The organism is Pseudodesulfovibrio piezophilus C1TLV30 (genome assembly GCF_000341895.1).
GTDB classification, from domain to species: domain Bacteria; phylum Desulfobacterota; class Desulfovibrionia; order Desulfovibrionales; family Desulfovibrionaceae; genus Pseudodesulfovibrio; species Pseudodesulfovibrio piezophilus.
Genome location: NC_020409.1, coordinates 930,371 through 943,899, shown reverse-complemented (window position 1 = coordinate 943,899; position 13,529 = coordinate 930,371). Strand labels below are relative to the sequence as shown.

9 protein-coding genes are annotated in these 13,529 nt (G+C 50.5%); 6 read left to right on the top strand and 3 right to left on the bottom strand.

What is annotated here, in order from left to right; translation table 11 throughout:
• Nucleotide 1: 1 nt before the first annotated feature.
• Both BN4_RS04605 and BN4_RS17475 read right to left on the bottom strand, forming a co-directional pair.
• Nucleotides 2–952 (bottom strand): YbgA family protein, encoded by a 951-nt coding sequence (locus tag BN4_RS04605; protein ID WP_015414191.1) that lies wholly within the window; start codon nucleotides 950–952, stop codon nucleotides 2–4.
• A gap of 219 nt (nucleotides 953–1,171) precedes the next feature.
• Nucleotides 1,172–1,453 (bottom strand): FeoA family protein, encoded by a 282-nt coding sequence (locus tag BN4_RS17475; RefSeq protein ID WP_083863070.1) that lies wholly within the window; start codon nucleotides 1,451–1,453, stop codon nucleotides 1,172–1,174.
• A gap of 441 nt (nucleotides 1,454–1,894) precedes the next feature.
• Here BN4_RS17475 and carB point away from each other — a divergent pair, with 441 nt between their 5' ends.
• Genes carB through BN4_RS04575 form a run of 6 tightly spaced genes read left to right on the top strand, consistent with a single transcriptional unit; the run spans nucleotide 1,895 to nucleotide 11,327 of the window.
• Nucleotides 1,895–5,131, top strand: coding sequence for a carbamoyl-phosphate synthase large subunit (carB, locus tag BN4_RS04600; RefSeq protein ID WP_015414190.1), 3,237 nt, complete (start codon nucleotides 1,895–1,897; stop codon nucleotides 5,129–5,131).
• A 24-nt stretch (nucleotides 5,132–5,155) separates the two neighbouring features.
• Nucleotides 5,156–6,571, top strand: coding sequence for an amidophosphoribosyltransferase (gene purF / locus BN4_RS04595; protein ID WP_015414189.1), 1,416 nt, complete (start codon nucleotides 5,156–5,158; stop codon nucleotides 6,569–6,571).
• A gap of 15 nt (nucleotides 6,572–6,586) precedes the next feature.
• The gene (locus tag BN4_RS04590; RefSeq protein ID WP_015414188.1) at nucleotides 6,587–7,603 is read left to right on the top strand and encodes a KpsF/GutQ family sugar-phosphate isomerase; all 1,017 of its coding nucleotides are present in this window, start codon (nucleotides 6,587–6,589) and stop codon (nucleotides 7,601–7,603) included.
• A 13-nt stretch (nucleotides 7,604–7,616) separates the two neighbouring features.
• Nucleotides 7,617–8,180 carry a YkgJ family cysteine cluster protein gene (locus BN4_RS04585; RefSeq protein WP_015414187.1) on the top strand — a complete coding sequence of 188 codons (564 nt, stop codon included), beginning with the start codon at nucleotides 7,617–7,619 and terminating at the stop codon, nucleotides 8,178–8,180.
• Between the two features lie 5 nt (nucleotides 8,181–8,185).
• A complete protein-coding gene (locus tag BN4_RS04580) occupies nucleotides 8,186–10,531 on the top strand; it encodes a penicillin-binding protein 1A (RefSeq protein WP_015414186.1) in 2,346 nt (781 codons plus the stop codon).
• A gap of 13 nt (nucleotides 10,532–10,544) precedes the next feature.
• Nucleotides 10,545–11,327, top strand: a complete 783-nt coding sequence (locus tag BN4_RS04575) for a PhzF family phenazine biosynthesis protein (RefSeq protein WP_015414185.1) — start codon at nucleotides 10,545–10,547, stop codon at nucleotides 11,325–11,327.
• Nucleotides 11,328–11,542: 215 nt separating this feature from the next.
• Here the strand turns inward: BN4_RS04575 and BN4_RS04570 are convergent, their stop codons facing one another.
• Complete coding sequence (locus tag BN4_RS04570; protein WP_015414184.1) at nucleotides 11,543–13,525, bottom strand: peptidase U32 family protein; 1,983 nt, start codon at nucleotides 13,523–13,525, stop codon at nucleotides 11,543–11,545.
• Nucleotides 13,526–13,529: the final 4 nt, after the last annotated feature.

Genomic DNA, 13,529 nt, shown 5'->3' with positions numbered 1-13,529 from the left:
CCTAGACGTGGTTGAGCAGCTTGAGTTCCGATGGGTGCGGGTTGAGGAAGTACTGTTGCCTGAGATAGGATTGATCGAGTTTACGGGCATAGTGGTTGATGATTGTAATTGGAACCAGAAGGGGAATACGTCCACTCTTATATGCATTGATCATCCCAAGCAGTTCACTGGAGTCATCTTTAGGCAGATCTTTTTGGATAAAGCGTAATGCATGCTTGAGAACTTCGGCATTTTTTTTGGGCGTTGCTTTGAGCGACAAGGATTTGAAGAGCAGGCTTGAGTATGCATCAAAAATTTCTTCATTGTTGAAGACAGAACTTTCTCCAAACAGCTTTCCCAATTGGCGATATCCGCGTAAGTCATGGGACCTGATGATCATCTTGTGGCGGTTATGAAAATCAACAAGTTCACCAATCTTTTTGCCTTTGGATTCGAGTCGTTGCCATCGGGAAAAGACGAAAACTCGTCGGATGAAATTTTCCCTTAAAAGAGGGTTGTGCAACCGCTCACTGGCTTCAACAGGAAAGAGGGGAAACATTTTTATGGCGCGGGAAGCGAAAAAACCAGGGCCTTTTTTGGGTGGTTTTCCTGTGGTGGAGAATATTGTGCTTTGCCTCAATGCACAGGAGGGAGAGCGGCTCCGGAACACAAAGCCACTGAGTTTTTCAGATTCCAGACCCGGCAGGACCTTTGTGCACCACCTGTCCATGCGATCCGACCAATCCTCACCGCTGTCTTGACCAATGAGTTTTATCTTACCGCCGCAGTCAATTTGTCTGACCTTTTCGCGGGGGACACTCATGCCACAGGCTATCTCGGGACAGAATGGTATGAATTCGACATATTTTGCCAATGTTTCAGTGAGGTACAGGTCTCGTTCATGACTGCCGTCATAACGAACTTTTTCACCTAATACACACGCACTGACGCCGATTTTTATGGTCTCGGACATGATTCAATGTTCCTCCAGTGGTTAAATGAGACACTACCACTCGAGATGGAATTGATTCAAGTATAATTATGCTTTCATGTTATGAATGAAATGGTGGTGGAATTGGCACGGATAAAATGAAAAAACCAACGTCGCCGTTCGTTGGCTTTGGTTTTTTCAGTGTGGTCGATGTCCCCTCGTTTGAGTGCTTGCTCTCCTGAAAGTGAAAAGGAAGGGAGGTTAGGAAGCTTTGCTGTGTGGATTTGGGCAGCAAGAGCAGGTTAAATCAGATTCGCTGCTCTCCACCGCCATGATTTTGCTTGCCATCCGACAGCAAAGGACTATGTCAGCACCCCTTACTCGGACTTTGTAGCCGTTGGAATCTTCAGCGAGTACTTGGATTGGGCAGCCTGGGGTCATACCCATTGCGAGCATTCTGGATCGGGCTTTTTGTCCTCCCTGAATATTTGCAATTCGTACAGTGCTTCCCTGAGGGTAGGAACTAAGCGGTTTTGTAGTCATTCAAGATTCCTCTCAATGTTTGGCAGGCGTTGAGAATAAAATTCAATTTCGATAGTGTCAACGAAGAATGTGACGATTCAGTAAAAAAATTGACTGATGTTCATGTGACTTTTTGTAGTCAAAGAAGCCAAAAATCTGGACGGTTGGCGAGTCTATGAATTCTGTCTTGTGTATTTTACTGCTCAGTAAAGATTCTAGGGTAAGAAAGGAAAGGTCTGGCCATGCCGTTTGTACGGGCAGAGGAAGAATTCAAGCGGGTTGAAGAGGTTGAAACTTGAGGCAGTCCGGGCAAGAGCATGTTTTTACGTTGCGTTCGGGGAGAGAACCCTATATGTAAACAGCTTGTTTGGGGGGTGGCGGCGTTGCCTACCCGAACGGAAGAGCGGATTGTTTTTCCCGACCTGAAAAAATGCCGTAACTTCAACTCTTTCCAATAAAAAAATGCCCAAACGCACAGATATCAAGAAGATCATGTTGATCGGCTCCGGCCCCATTGTCATTGGCCAGGCTTGTGAATTCGACTACTCCGGCACCCAGGCGCTCAAGGCGCTTAAAGAAGAAGGGTACGAAGTTGTCCTTGTCAATTCCAACCCCGCTTCGATCATGACGGACCCCGAGTTGGCGGATGCGACGTACATCGAGCCCATAGAACCGGAAACTGTTGCCCGAATTATTGAAAAAGAGCGTCCCGACGCTCTTTTGCCGACTTTAGGGGGGCAAACAGGGTTGAATACAGCCCTTGCCCTTGCTGAAATGGGCGTTCTCGAGAAGTTTGAAGTTGAGCTTATCGGGGCGGATATCCCGGTCATCAACAAGGCCGAGAGTCGGGAAGAATTCCGCGAGGCCATGGAGAACATCGGTTTATCCATGCCGCAGGCCGGTATCTGCCGCACGATGGATGATGTGCGCGAATGGGGGCAGAAGATTCCGTTCCCGATTATTGTCCGCCCTGCTTATACGTTAGGTGGTTCGGGTGGTGGTGTAGCCTACAACATGGAAGAGCTTGAGGATATCTGTTCCAACGGCTTGGCCCTGTCCATGAAAAGTGAGATCATGCTTGAACGTTCCATCCTCGGGTGGAAAGAGTATGAGCTTGAGGTTATGCGCGATAAAAAGGATAACTGTGTGATCATCTGTTCTATTGAGAACCTTGATCCCATGGGAGTTCATACTGGCGATTCCATAACCGTTGCTCCTGCCCAGACTCTAAGTGACGATGAATATCAGGCTTTGCGGAATGCCTCCCTTGCCGTCATGCGTGAGATTGGTGTTGAGACCGGGGGCAGTAATGTCCAGTTTGCCATCAATCCGGAAAATGGCGAAATCATAATCATTGAAATGAACCCTCGGGTTTCCCGGTCTTCGGCTTTGGCCTCCAAGGCCACGGGATTTCCTATTGCAAAAATAGCGGCGAAACTCGCAGTCGGATATACGCTCGACGAGATTCCCAATGATATTACGCGCGAAACCATGGCCTCTTTTGAACCGGCCATTGACTACTGCGTGATCAAGATTCCCAGATTTACCTTTGAAAAATTTCCGGGAACCGAAGATTATTTGACAACTGCTATGAAGTCCGTGGGTGAGACCATGGCCATCGGGCGGACCTTCAAGGAAGCGCTCCAGAAAGGACTGCGCTCTCTTGAGACTGGGCATATCGGCCTAGGGAAAAGGTTTGATACGTGTGATATCGACAAGAATGAAATCCTGAGATTGTTGCGTCGCCCTAATTCCGAACGGATATTTGCCGTGCGGAATGCCCTGCGTTGCGGCATGACTGAAGATGAGGTCTTCGAGGCTACTCAAATTGATCCGTGGTTCCTGCGTCAGTTTATTGAGCTTTTTGAGATGGAAAAGGAGCTTGTGGCTTTCGGAAAGAAGGAAGGTGTAAGCTGCGAATCAGAAGGTATGGCCGAGATGCTTAGGAAGGCCAAGGAGTTTGGCTATTCCGATCCCCAACTTTCTGCCATGTGGAAGGTTGGTGAAGATGCTATTCGATCTCTGCGCAAGGAATTGGGTATTGTCCCGACATACTATCTTGTGGATACATGCGCTGCCGAGTTTGAGGCATATACTCCGTATTATTACTCCACCTACGAGACTGGGCAGGAAAATACGCGCGATGATGTCAAGAAGGTGGTCATTCTGGGTGGTGGACCCAACCGGATCGGACAGGGGATTGAGTTTGACTACTGCTGCTGTCATTCTTCTTTTACCTTGAAAGAGATGGGCGTGCAGTCCATTATGGTTAACTCCAACCCCGAGACCGTCTCCACGGATTACGACACGTCTGACAAGCTGTACTTTGAGCCACTGACTTTCGAGGATGTGATGAATATCCTGGAATTTGAGAAGCCTGACGGAGTCATCGTGCAATTTGGCGGACAGACTCCACTCAACCTCGCAATTCGGTTGATGAATGCGGGAGTGCCTCTCATTGGCACCAGTCCGGATGCCATTGATCGCGCTGAGGATCGGGAGCGGTTCAAGCAATTCCTGAATAAATTACACCTCCGGCAACCATCGAACGGTACGGCTATGTCAATGGTTGAAGCTCGCGAAGTTGCTGAAAAAATAGGCTTTCCAGTGGTGCTTCGTCCCTCATATGTCCTGGGGGGCCGTGGCATGGACATCGTCTATACCATGGATGAGTTTGAAGAATACTTTCGGTCTTCTGCTCGGGTTTCGCCTGAGCATCCGACCCTCATCGACAAGTTTCTCGAATACGCCATTGAGGTTGATGTGGATGCTTTGGCAGATGGTGAAGAGGTCTATATCGGCGGCGTCATGGAGCATATCGAGGAGGCGGGAATTCATTCCGGCGACTCGGCTTCCGTGCTTCCTCCATATAGTCTGAGCGCTGAAATGGTGCGAGAGATTGAGAGGCAGACTATTGCCATGGCCATGGAGCTTGGTGTGGTCGGATTGATGAATGTGCAGTTCGCCATCAAAGATGGTGAAGTGTATATCATCGAGGTCAACCCCCGCGCATCCAGAACTGTGCCGTTTGTTTCAAAGGCAACCGGAGTGCCGCTTGCCAAGCTTGCCACCAGGGTTATGCTCGGAGAGAAGCTCAAGGATCTCAAACCAGCTGCCATGCGCAAGAGAGGGCATGTCTCTGTCAAGGAATCCGTATTCCCATTTAACCGATTCCCCAATGTGGATGTTCTGCTCGGACCTGAAATGCGTTCGACCGGAGAAGTCATGGGGATCGACCCCAGTTTTGGGCTGGCCTATATGAAATCACAGTTAGCAGCCGGGCAAAAATTACCGACCGAAGGGACGGTTTTCATTTCGGTGAATGATTGGGATAAATCCAAGCTCGTTCTGGTCGCCAGAGACTTCGAAGCCATGGGATTCAAGGTTGCAGCCACAGGTGGAACCGCTGATTTTCTGATTGAGAAAGGAATCAAGGTTAATAAGGTTCACAAGGTCCACGAAGGACAGCGGCCTCATGTGGTCGATCATATCAAGAATGGGGATTTCGATCTGGTCATCAACACTCCCTCCGGCAAAAAAACCGTGGGGGATGCCAAAATGATCCGCCAGAATACACTGTTGTACGACATTCCCTACACCACCACGGTGTCGGGCGCCCGGGCTGTAGTCCAGGCCATCCATGAACTGAGGGAGAATGGCCTCAAGGTCCAGAGCCTCCAGAAATACTACGGCGAATAACGCCGATTTTGACAAGAGAGAGTCATGAAAAAAGAGTATTGCGGACTTTTCGGAATCTACGGCAATAAAGAAGCCGCCAGGATGACCTATTTTGGGCTTTATGCCCTCCAGCACCGCGGACAGGAGTCTGCGGGCATTGTCACCTGGGACGGAGAGAAAATCCGTGAACAAAAAGGTATGGGGTTGGTGGCAGATGTTTTTAACGAACGTCACCTAGGCAAGGAATTACGTGGTGAAATTGCCATGGGACATATCCGGTACTCTACAACCGGGGCTTCTCTTATTCGCAATGCACAACCGTTTCTTGTCCGTCATGGCGACTTGCGTCTTGCTGTGGCTCATAATGGCAATTTGGTGAACACCTTTGAACTCAGGGCAGAACTTGAAGAGAACGGGTCCATCTTTCAAACGACCATGGACACCGAAGTCTTTGCCCACTTGATCATTAAATATCTCCACCAATCCGAGACCATAGAAGAGGCGGTGGCCAAAGCGTGCAAGCGGGTTCGGGGTGCTTTTTCCATTCTGGTCATGGCCAACGATAAACTCATTGCTTTGAAAGATCCGAATGGAGTGCGTCCGCTCGCTTTGGGACGTGTCGGGGATAGCTATGTGTTTGCTTCTGAAACATGTGCCTTTGATCTCATCGAAGCAGAATACCTTCGTCCGCTCAATCCGGGAGAGATGGTCACTATTCACAAGAACAAGATGACCTCGACGCACTACTGTGAGCCGGAGCCGAAACGGCAGTGTATTTTTGAGTTGATCTACTTTGCCCGTCCTGATTCCACGGTTTTCGGCGATGTTGTTTATGAGAGTCGCAAAGCCATGGGGGCCATGCTTGCCAAGGAAGCGCCGGTCGATGCCGATTTTGTCATGCCGTTCCCCGATTCCGGCAACTATGCGGCCGTGGGGTATTCCCAGGCATCCGGCGTCCCTCTGGAACTGGCCATGATTCGCAACCACTACGTGGGTCGGACTTTTATCCAGCCTTCTCAGGATATGCGGGATTTCTCGGTTCGCGTGAAGCTCAATCCGGTTAAATCCATGGTTCAGGGAAAACGGATTATTATTGTGGAAGATTCTGTTGTCCGGGGAACGACAATTCGAGCTCGTGTCAAGAAACTTCGCGAGCTCGGTGCCAGGGAAATTCATTTGCGAGTGAGTTGCCCCGCAATCAAGCACCCCTGTTTTTACGGGATTGATTTTTCTTCCAAAGGGGAGCTGATAGCTGCCAATCATGAGCCGGAAGAAATTGCACGTTTCATGGGCATCGAATCCTTGCATTACCTGACCATTCCCGGGTTGGTCGATTCGGTGACTGCTAATGATGCATGGTGTCTTGCCTGTTTTGACGGGCATTATCCTATCCCGCTTTCAGACAGAATGGGGAAGGATTGCCTGGAAGCATCTCCTGGTATTATCAAGGAATTTTGCTAAGCGGAGCTATTGTACATGGAATGCACTTCCGGCAGAACCGACTGGGTGAATATCGCCAGAGAGGTTCTGGATACCGAAATAGAGGGACTTGAGGCTGTCAAGGGACAATTAAGTGAAACCTTTGCTACAGCAGTCACGGCCATGGCCGGGTGTTCTGGACGCGTCGTGGTCACCGGCGTGGGGAAATCCGGTCTGGTGGGACGCAAGATTGCAGCCACGTTGTCCAGCACGGGAACACCGTCTTTTTTTCTGCATCCGGTCGAAGGTGCTCATGGCGATATGGGCATGTTGCGTGATGAGGATGTTATCCTGGCTATTTCCAATTCAGGTGGTACGGATGAATTGAACGCGATTCTTCCGACTTTGAAATCACTTGGTGTCACGATCATCTGCATGACTGCTCACACCACTTCGGATATGGCCAGACTCAGTGATATTGTCATCGAGGTCGCAGTCCCGCGTGAGGCGTGTCTGATTGGTCTGGCTCCGACGTCATCAACCACGGCACAGTTGGCTGTGGGCGATGCTTTGGCTGTCTGCCTTATGGAATGGAAGTCCTTTGGGCGAGATGATTTCAAGAAATTTCATCCCGGTGGATCACTGGGACAGCGATTGGCATCCAGCGTGGATCAACTCATGCATTGCGAAGGGCTGCCTGTTGTTGGTTCGGATGCTTCGCTTCACAGTGCCCTGGAAGTTTTGAATTCCGGGGGGCTTGGGCTTGTCGCGATTGTTGATGACGAAACGGTTCTCAAAGGGGTTCTTTCCGATGGAGATGTTCGCCGGGAAGTCTGTTGTGGGCCATTTGACGTTACCCGCCCCATTGGTGAGGTCATGACTCTTTCTCCCAAGCGGGCGAATGTCGGTGAATCCTCGGCTCTGGTGCTCGATGTCATGGAGCAGAACCAGATTACCGTTCTACCTGTGGTCAATGACGATGGCGTGCTGGTCGGCATGGTTCATCTTCACGATCTTCTTGGCAAGGGGGCGTTGCGCTTTTCCGGTTCCGGGCTTACGGAGAATGTCGGGTAACAGGAGTGATGGCATGAGCTTGACCCATACCGGCGACAGCGATATTTGCAGACGGTGTTCCCTTCAGGGACCGACCTGTTGTCGAATAGCCACGGGGCAGGAAGAGTACTGCTTTCCCATTTCTCAAGTAGAAAAAGAACGAATACAGGAACACGCTCCGTTTACTGGTGGCTTTGTTCTTTCTCCAAATTCCAAGGCTTTTGCAGATTATGCTGCTCGCCTCTTTCCCGGCGAAGAGGCTCTGGTCAGAGCGTTATTTCCCGAGGGAAAAGAGCATTTTCGTCTGGCTGTGGATTCTTTGGGCGCATGTCGTTTTCTTGGGCCTGAAGGGTGTGAAATCCCACAGGAAATTCGTCCGTATTATTGTCGCCTCTTTCCCTTTTGGATGGCTGAGGGTGACGTGATTTTTTTTGACTCTCCGACCTGTCTTGCCCGCAGGGAGGAGAGAACTCTCAATCGAATGTTGCGCTGTCTCGACATGACGCGAGCCGAGGTCAAGGATCTCTATGGCCGCTTGCGACTGGTCTGGGGGCTGCCGCCCGCCAAGGGTGCCCGCACGGTTAAAAAAGGTTTTTGAATCAAATGAAAATAATGAAGATTCTTTTTATAACATCCCTCGTTTGTCTTTTTTTGGGTCTCGCCGGAGCTTTTGGCCTTTATAATTGGGCATCACGGGAACTTCCGGGGTTCAAGAAAATCACGGACTACCGTCCCCCATTGGTGACGACGGTCTATGCCAAGGATAATCAGGTCCTTGGATATTTTTACAAAGAGAAACGGTTTTTGGTCACACTCGATCAGATGTCGCCTTGGTTGCCCAAGGCTTTTCTCGCTGCCGAAGATGCGAGTTTTTACGAACATGACGGTGTTGATCTGACGGCCATATCTCGTGCCTTTATTGCCAATCTGCGGGCTGGACATACCAAGCAGGGTGGGTCGACCATCACGCAGCAAATCATCAAGCGTTTGCTTCTGACACCGGAGCGAAGCTACAAACGCAAGCTGAAAGAAGCCATTCTCGCCTTTCGCCTAGAGAATTATCTGACTAAGGAAGAGATTCTTACTATTTATCTGAATCAGATTTTTCTTGGTGCCCATTCCTACGGGGTAGAAGCCGCAGCCAGGACATACTTTGCGAAACACGCCAAAGACCTGACGGTCGCAGAATCGGCCATGCTCGCGGGATTGCCCCAGGCTCCGAGTCGCTATAATCCCTATAGGAATTGGGATCTTGCAAAGCAGCGTCAACGGTATGTCCTGCAGCAACTACGGGCCCAAAATTGGATTACCCAAGCCCAGTATGATGATGCCATGGCAGAAGAGATTACCCTACAATCTATGCCTGACCCATCATGGCATGCCGGGGCCTATTATCTTGAGGAAGTCCGTCGGTGGCTCATTGATCAATATGGTGAGGATGTCGTTTATGAAGGGGGATTGAATGTCACCACCGCATGTGATCTCAAGCATCAGGTCGCGGCGGAAAAAGCAGTCAGACGTGGGCTGCTCAATTCTGCAAAACGGCGCGGTTGGCTTGGTCCTATTGAAAATGTGAGTGCTGGCGATGTCAGTCGGGTTCTGGAAGAAGGTCCACAGGATACAGATGGTATCATGGAAAAGGATACCCCCATGAAAGGGTGGGTTTCCAAAGTCGAAAAAGATAAGGCTTATGTTCGATTCGGGAAATATCAAGGGATAATTCCCCTCAGGGCCATGTGGTGGGTTCGTAAGCCGGATATCAGGAAGAGCCATGAGGATGTCCCCAATCCTTCGGATGCACGCCGGGTTCTCAAGAAAGGAGATGTCATCTGGGTGACTGTTTCCAAAGCACCTGATGCGCCGGAGGGGATATGGGAACTTGATATGGAGCGGGAGCCTCTGGTCGAAGGAGCTATGGTTTCCATCAAGCCGGAAACAGGTGAAGTACTGGCGCTTGTCGGTGGGTATTCTTTTCATAAAAGTCAGTTTAACAGGGCGACGCAAGCACATAGACAGCCTGGGTCGGCTTTCAAGCCCATTGTCTATTCCACGGCTATCGATAATGGCTTTACCCCCGCATCCATTATTCTCGATGCGCCCATTGTGTATGCGAATAATGAGCAAGGCAAGCTGTGGCGTCCTGAAAATTTTGAAGGAACTTTCGAGGGACCGACCTTGTTACGGACGGCTTTGGTCAAATCCAAGAATCTCGTTACCATCCGTATTGCCCAGAAAATTGGGATCAGAAAGATTATTGAAAGAGCCAAGGCTATGGGAATCGAGACTGACTTTCCTGAAGATCTTTCCGTAGCGCTTGGTTCCGCAGTCGTGACTTTGATGGATTTATGCGAAGCCTATACCGCATTTGCCCGCGGCGGTTCCTACGTCAAACCTCGTACAGTGTTGTCGGTGACTTCGGCCTGGGGGGAGGAAATGTTTGCTTCTGCCCCTGAAGCTGTGGATGCTATTAGTCCACAGACTGCCTATATCATGGCCTCGCTTATGAAACAGGTGGTCCAGAACGGGACAGGGTGGCGTGCCAAGGTGCTCAAACGTCCCATTGCCGGGAAGACCGGAACATCCAATAACGAACAGGATGCCTGGTTCATGGGGTATTCACCATATCTTTTGACTGGTGTCTTCGTCGGTTTTGACGAACTCAAACCCATGGGTAAGTGGGAGACAGGTTCTCGTGCCGCGAGTCCCATATGGGTGGATTACCGAAAGAAGGTCGAAGCGGATTTTCCATATCAGGACTTCACTCAGCCGCCAGGTATTGTTATGGTTCGAGTAGACGGAGCAACTGGAAAGCTTGCTTCCCCCAGTTCCAAGACGGAATTTTTCCTGCCATTCAAGGTGGGGACAGAGCCGACGGAGATGTCAACTAGCGGTGGCTCGACAGGGGGAGGACCCGGTTCTGCCGATGATCTGTTCAAGCAGACCTTCTAACAAAGGAGATGCCATGGAACTCGATCTTTATCAGGTTGATGCTTTTGCCGATGAAGTCTTCAACGGTAATCCGGCTGCTGTCGTGCCTCTTTACGAGTGGCTTTCCGATGAGTTGATGCAGAAGATCGCTGCTGAAAACAATCTTTCTGAAACCGCATTTTTTATTAGGAAAGGAGAATACTTCGAGCTTCGCTGGTTTACCGCCGAGTCCGAAGTCGACCTGTGTGGTCATGCGACCCTGGCGAGCGCCTATGTGCTCTATGAGTTCCTGGAGTATACCGACCCTGTCGTGGTATTCGAGACCAAAGGCGGGCGGTTGTTCGTGGACAGGGAAGCAGATACATATTCCATGGATTTCCCTGCCTGGGGATTGCGGGAGATTCAGGTGACAGAACGTGTTTCTCAGGCTCTCGGCGCACGTCCAGCGGAATTATTCATGGGGGAGCGAGACATGATGGCTGTCTTTGAGAACGAAGATGAGGTTCGCGGTCTTTCTCCGGATTTTCGTCTGGTCTCTCAGCTTGACGGCATGTGCATGATTTGTACTGCGCCCGGTCTTGATTATGATTTTGTCTCACGGACTTTTGTCCCGGAGCAGGGAATTCCGGAAGACCCCGTGACTGGGTCGGCTCATTGCACCATGGTGCCTTTTTGGGCAGATCGTCTTGGCAAGACTCTTATGCGCGCCTATCAGGCCTCATCACGAGGGGGGGCTATAGACTGTGAATATCTTGGAGATCGTATCAAGATTGCAGGGAAGGCTGTGACATACATGAAAGGGATTATTACTCTTTAGGATTCAAGAACAGAGGGGATGAGGTCTGCTTGTTTGATTCACAATAATCAGAGATGATTGAGGAGCTTGACCGAAAAGGGCTCGGCCTCTGGGGAAAGAGAAGAAATATTTGACGGCCCTGAAAACAGATGTTTTCAGGGCCGTTCATTATCCTAATTTATGAGGCTGAATACTTCCTGTGGCCTGCCTTTCAAAGTATCGAATGCTCTTTGGGATCAGAGCAGTTTTAATTTCCAGTTGAAGGTACTGGTCCGCTTCGGGCGGGGGACATCACGGGGCCATTCTTCTTTCATAGTAATGAAGCTCTTGAAACCGGCCCGATCAAGATTTTTGTATTCTTCAGTCAGATCAAGTTCCCATCCTGGGTACAGCCAGTTGTTTTGGCCATGTTTGCGAACGAACATAACCTCATGCATCGGACTTTTGATAGGTTCTTCATAGCGAACTGATTCGGCGAGAAATCGAGCTATACCAAATGGCCAAAGACCTTTGACGACAAAGCCGAGGGGAATGGGAGGATTCTTGGCAAGGTCGAATATGTCTTCGGCTGGGAGTTCGGGACTGATGATTGCAGATGAACATCCCAGATCTTTCATGATCTTGAGCGTAAGACGGTTAGACGCATTGCAAAAAGGACCAGCTACGAGAGTCACATTTTTGCGATCTTCAAAAAAACCGGCTTGCCAGGGAGCATTGAGTACAAATTCCCTGGCTCCTTTTTTGACGGCTTCCTTGATGAGAGAGCGTATTTTCTTGTCTTCGTCTGGCCAGATAACTGGAGGTAGCCACCACTGGGAGCGATTAACCAGAGCACGGGCTAGTTTGCTTAAGGTGGAACGTTCCAGCCAGAAAGCGCTTTTGCCGTGGACCCGTCCTTTTGGCAGAGTATGCGAGACAATGATATTTTCGGGTCTCACTTTGGCACGAGAGGCTGTTTTTGGCCATGTGGGCGTAAAGGTTGATTCCTTGGATGTCGGCGCAGGGAAAAGGGCCAGTTCGCCCTCAAGCTCCTTGATCTGTTTGGTCAGTTCCGGCTCACGTCTATCCACGAGAAAGATTTTTGTCCCCACTGGGATTCGGTTGTTTTCCGGTTTCTTGGAGAAGGGGATATCCATACGGCCGCGCTTGGGGACTCGACGACGAATATACAGGGTGCGATGGCCCGGCAGATCTTCATAGCCCACCCGGATGACATCGCCTGGATTGAGCGGTTCTCTGGGTTGGAAGAAAAGTTTTTTCTGGTCGCGCTTGATCTCGCCAACCAGTCTGCCAGATCCTGTCTCCTCACCCGGACGGATCGGTTGAAAAGGGCGCTGGGGCAGGAAAAGGGAATGGCTGGACGGGCGTCCCAAGGCCTGTTCAAGAAGCTCCTGAGCAGCTTTTTTTGCTTGTGCATCCTGCGGATTGTCCCGGAGCATCTGGTAGGCACGGACCGTGTAATAAACGTAATGGGGACCCTTTTTGCGGCCTTCAATCTTCCAGGCCGTGACCTTGGGCATGGAGAGCAGTGGTTTGGTCAGGACGTCCAAGGACAGGTCTGTACAAGAGAACAGGCGTTGGGCATCCTGTTTCTGCTGCGTGTATAAACGTCGGCAGGGTTGCACACAGCGTCCTCGCAGCCCTGATTTCCCTCCCAGATAGCTTGACCAGTAGCAGCGGCCAGAGACACAGTGGCAGAGTGCCCCATGGACGAATATTTCAAGGTCCAAATCTTTGGGGCACGCATCAGCCATCATCTTGACCTCATCAAGGTTCAGCTCACGAGGGATGACGATGCGCTTGACGCCGAGTTTTTTTGCGACGTCAAAGCCTGATGGATGGCTCAGGTTAGCTAGGGTGGAAAGGTGAAGCTCGCCACTATATCCGACCTGTTTCGCCAGCTCCAGCATGGCGAGGTCTTGTACAATGAGGGCGAACGGTTTGACGGTTTTTTGCAGACGATCAATAAGCCGTCCGGCTGATTCCACGTCATTGGGCTTGACCATGGTGTTCATGGCAACGTAGGTCTTGGTGCCGCGGTCTCTGCCTAGGCTTGCCAGCTGTGCGAGCTCGCTGATAGAAAAGTTGGTGGCCTGCATTCGGGCTGAAAAGTGTTTCAGTCCGACATAAATGGCATCTGCGCCGGCTGCGACAGCGGCGAGATAGGAAGCGGAATCCCCTGCGGGGGCCATAATTTCTGGAATATGAATTTTGCTCATAAGG

What these genes read in the sequence shown, in the direction of transcription:
- BN4_RS04580 (WP_015414186.1), top strand. Translation starts at nt 8,186, where the DNA reads ATGAAAATAATGAAGATTCTTTTTATAACATCCCTCGTTTGTCTTTTT.
- carB (WP_015414190.1), top strand. Translation starts at nt 1,895, where the DNA reads ATGCCCAAACGCACAGATATCAAGAAGATCATGTTGATCGGCTCCGGC.
- BN4_RS17475 (WP_083863070.1), bottom strand. Translation starts at nt 1,453, where the DNA reads ATGACTACAAAACCGCTTAGTTCCTACCCTCAGGGAAGCACTGTACGA.
- purF (WP_015414189.1), top strand. Translation starts at nt 5,156, where the DNA reads ATGAAAAAAGAGTATTGCGGACTTTTCGGAATCTACGGCAATAAAGAA.
- BN4_RS04575 (WP_015414185.1), top strand. Translation starts at nt 10,545, where the DNA reads ATGGAACTCGATCTTTATCAGGTTGATGCTTTTGCCGATGAAGTCTTC.
- BN4_RS04605 (WP_015414191.1), bottom strand. Translation starts at nt 952, where the DNA reads ATGTCCGAGACCATAAAAATCGGCGTCAGTGCGTGTGTATTAGGTGAA.
- BN4_RS04590 (WP_015414188.1), top strand. Translation starts at nt 6,587, where the DNA reads ATGGAATGCACTTCCGGCAGAACCGACTGGGTGAATATCGCCAGAGAG.
- BN4_RS04570 (WP_015414184.1), bottom strand. Translation starts at nt 13,525, where the DNA reads ATGAGCAAAATTCATATTCCAGAAATTATGGCCCCCGCAGGGGATTCC.
- BN4_RS04585 (WP_015414187.1), top strand. Translation starts at nt 7,617, where the DNA reads ATGAGCTTGACCCATACCGGCGACAGCGATATTTGCAGACGGTGTTCC.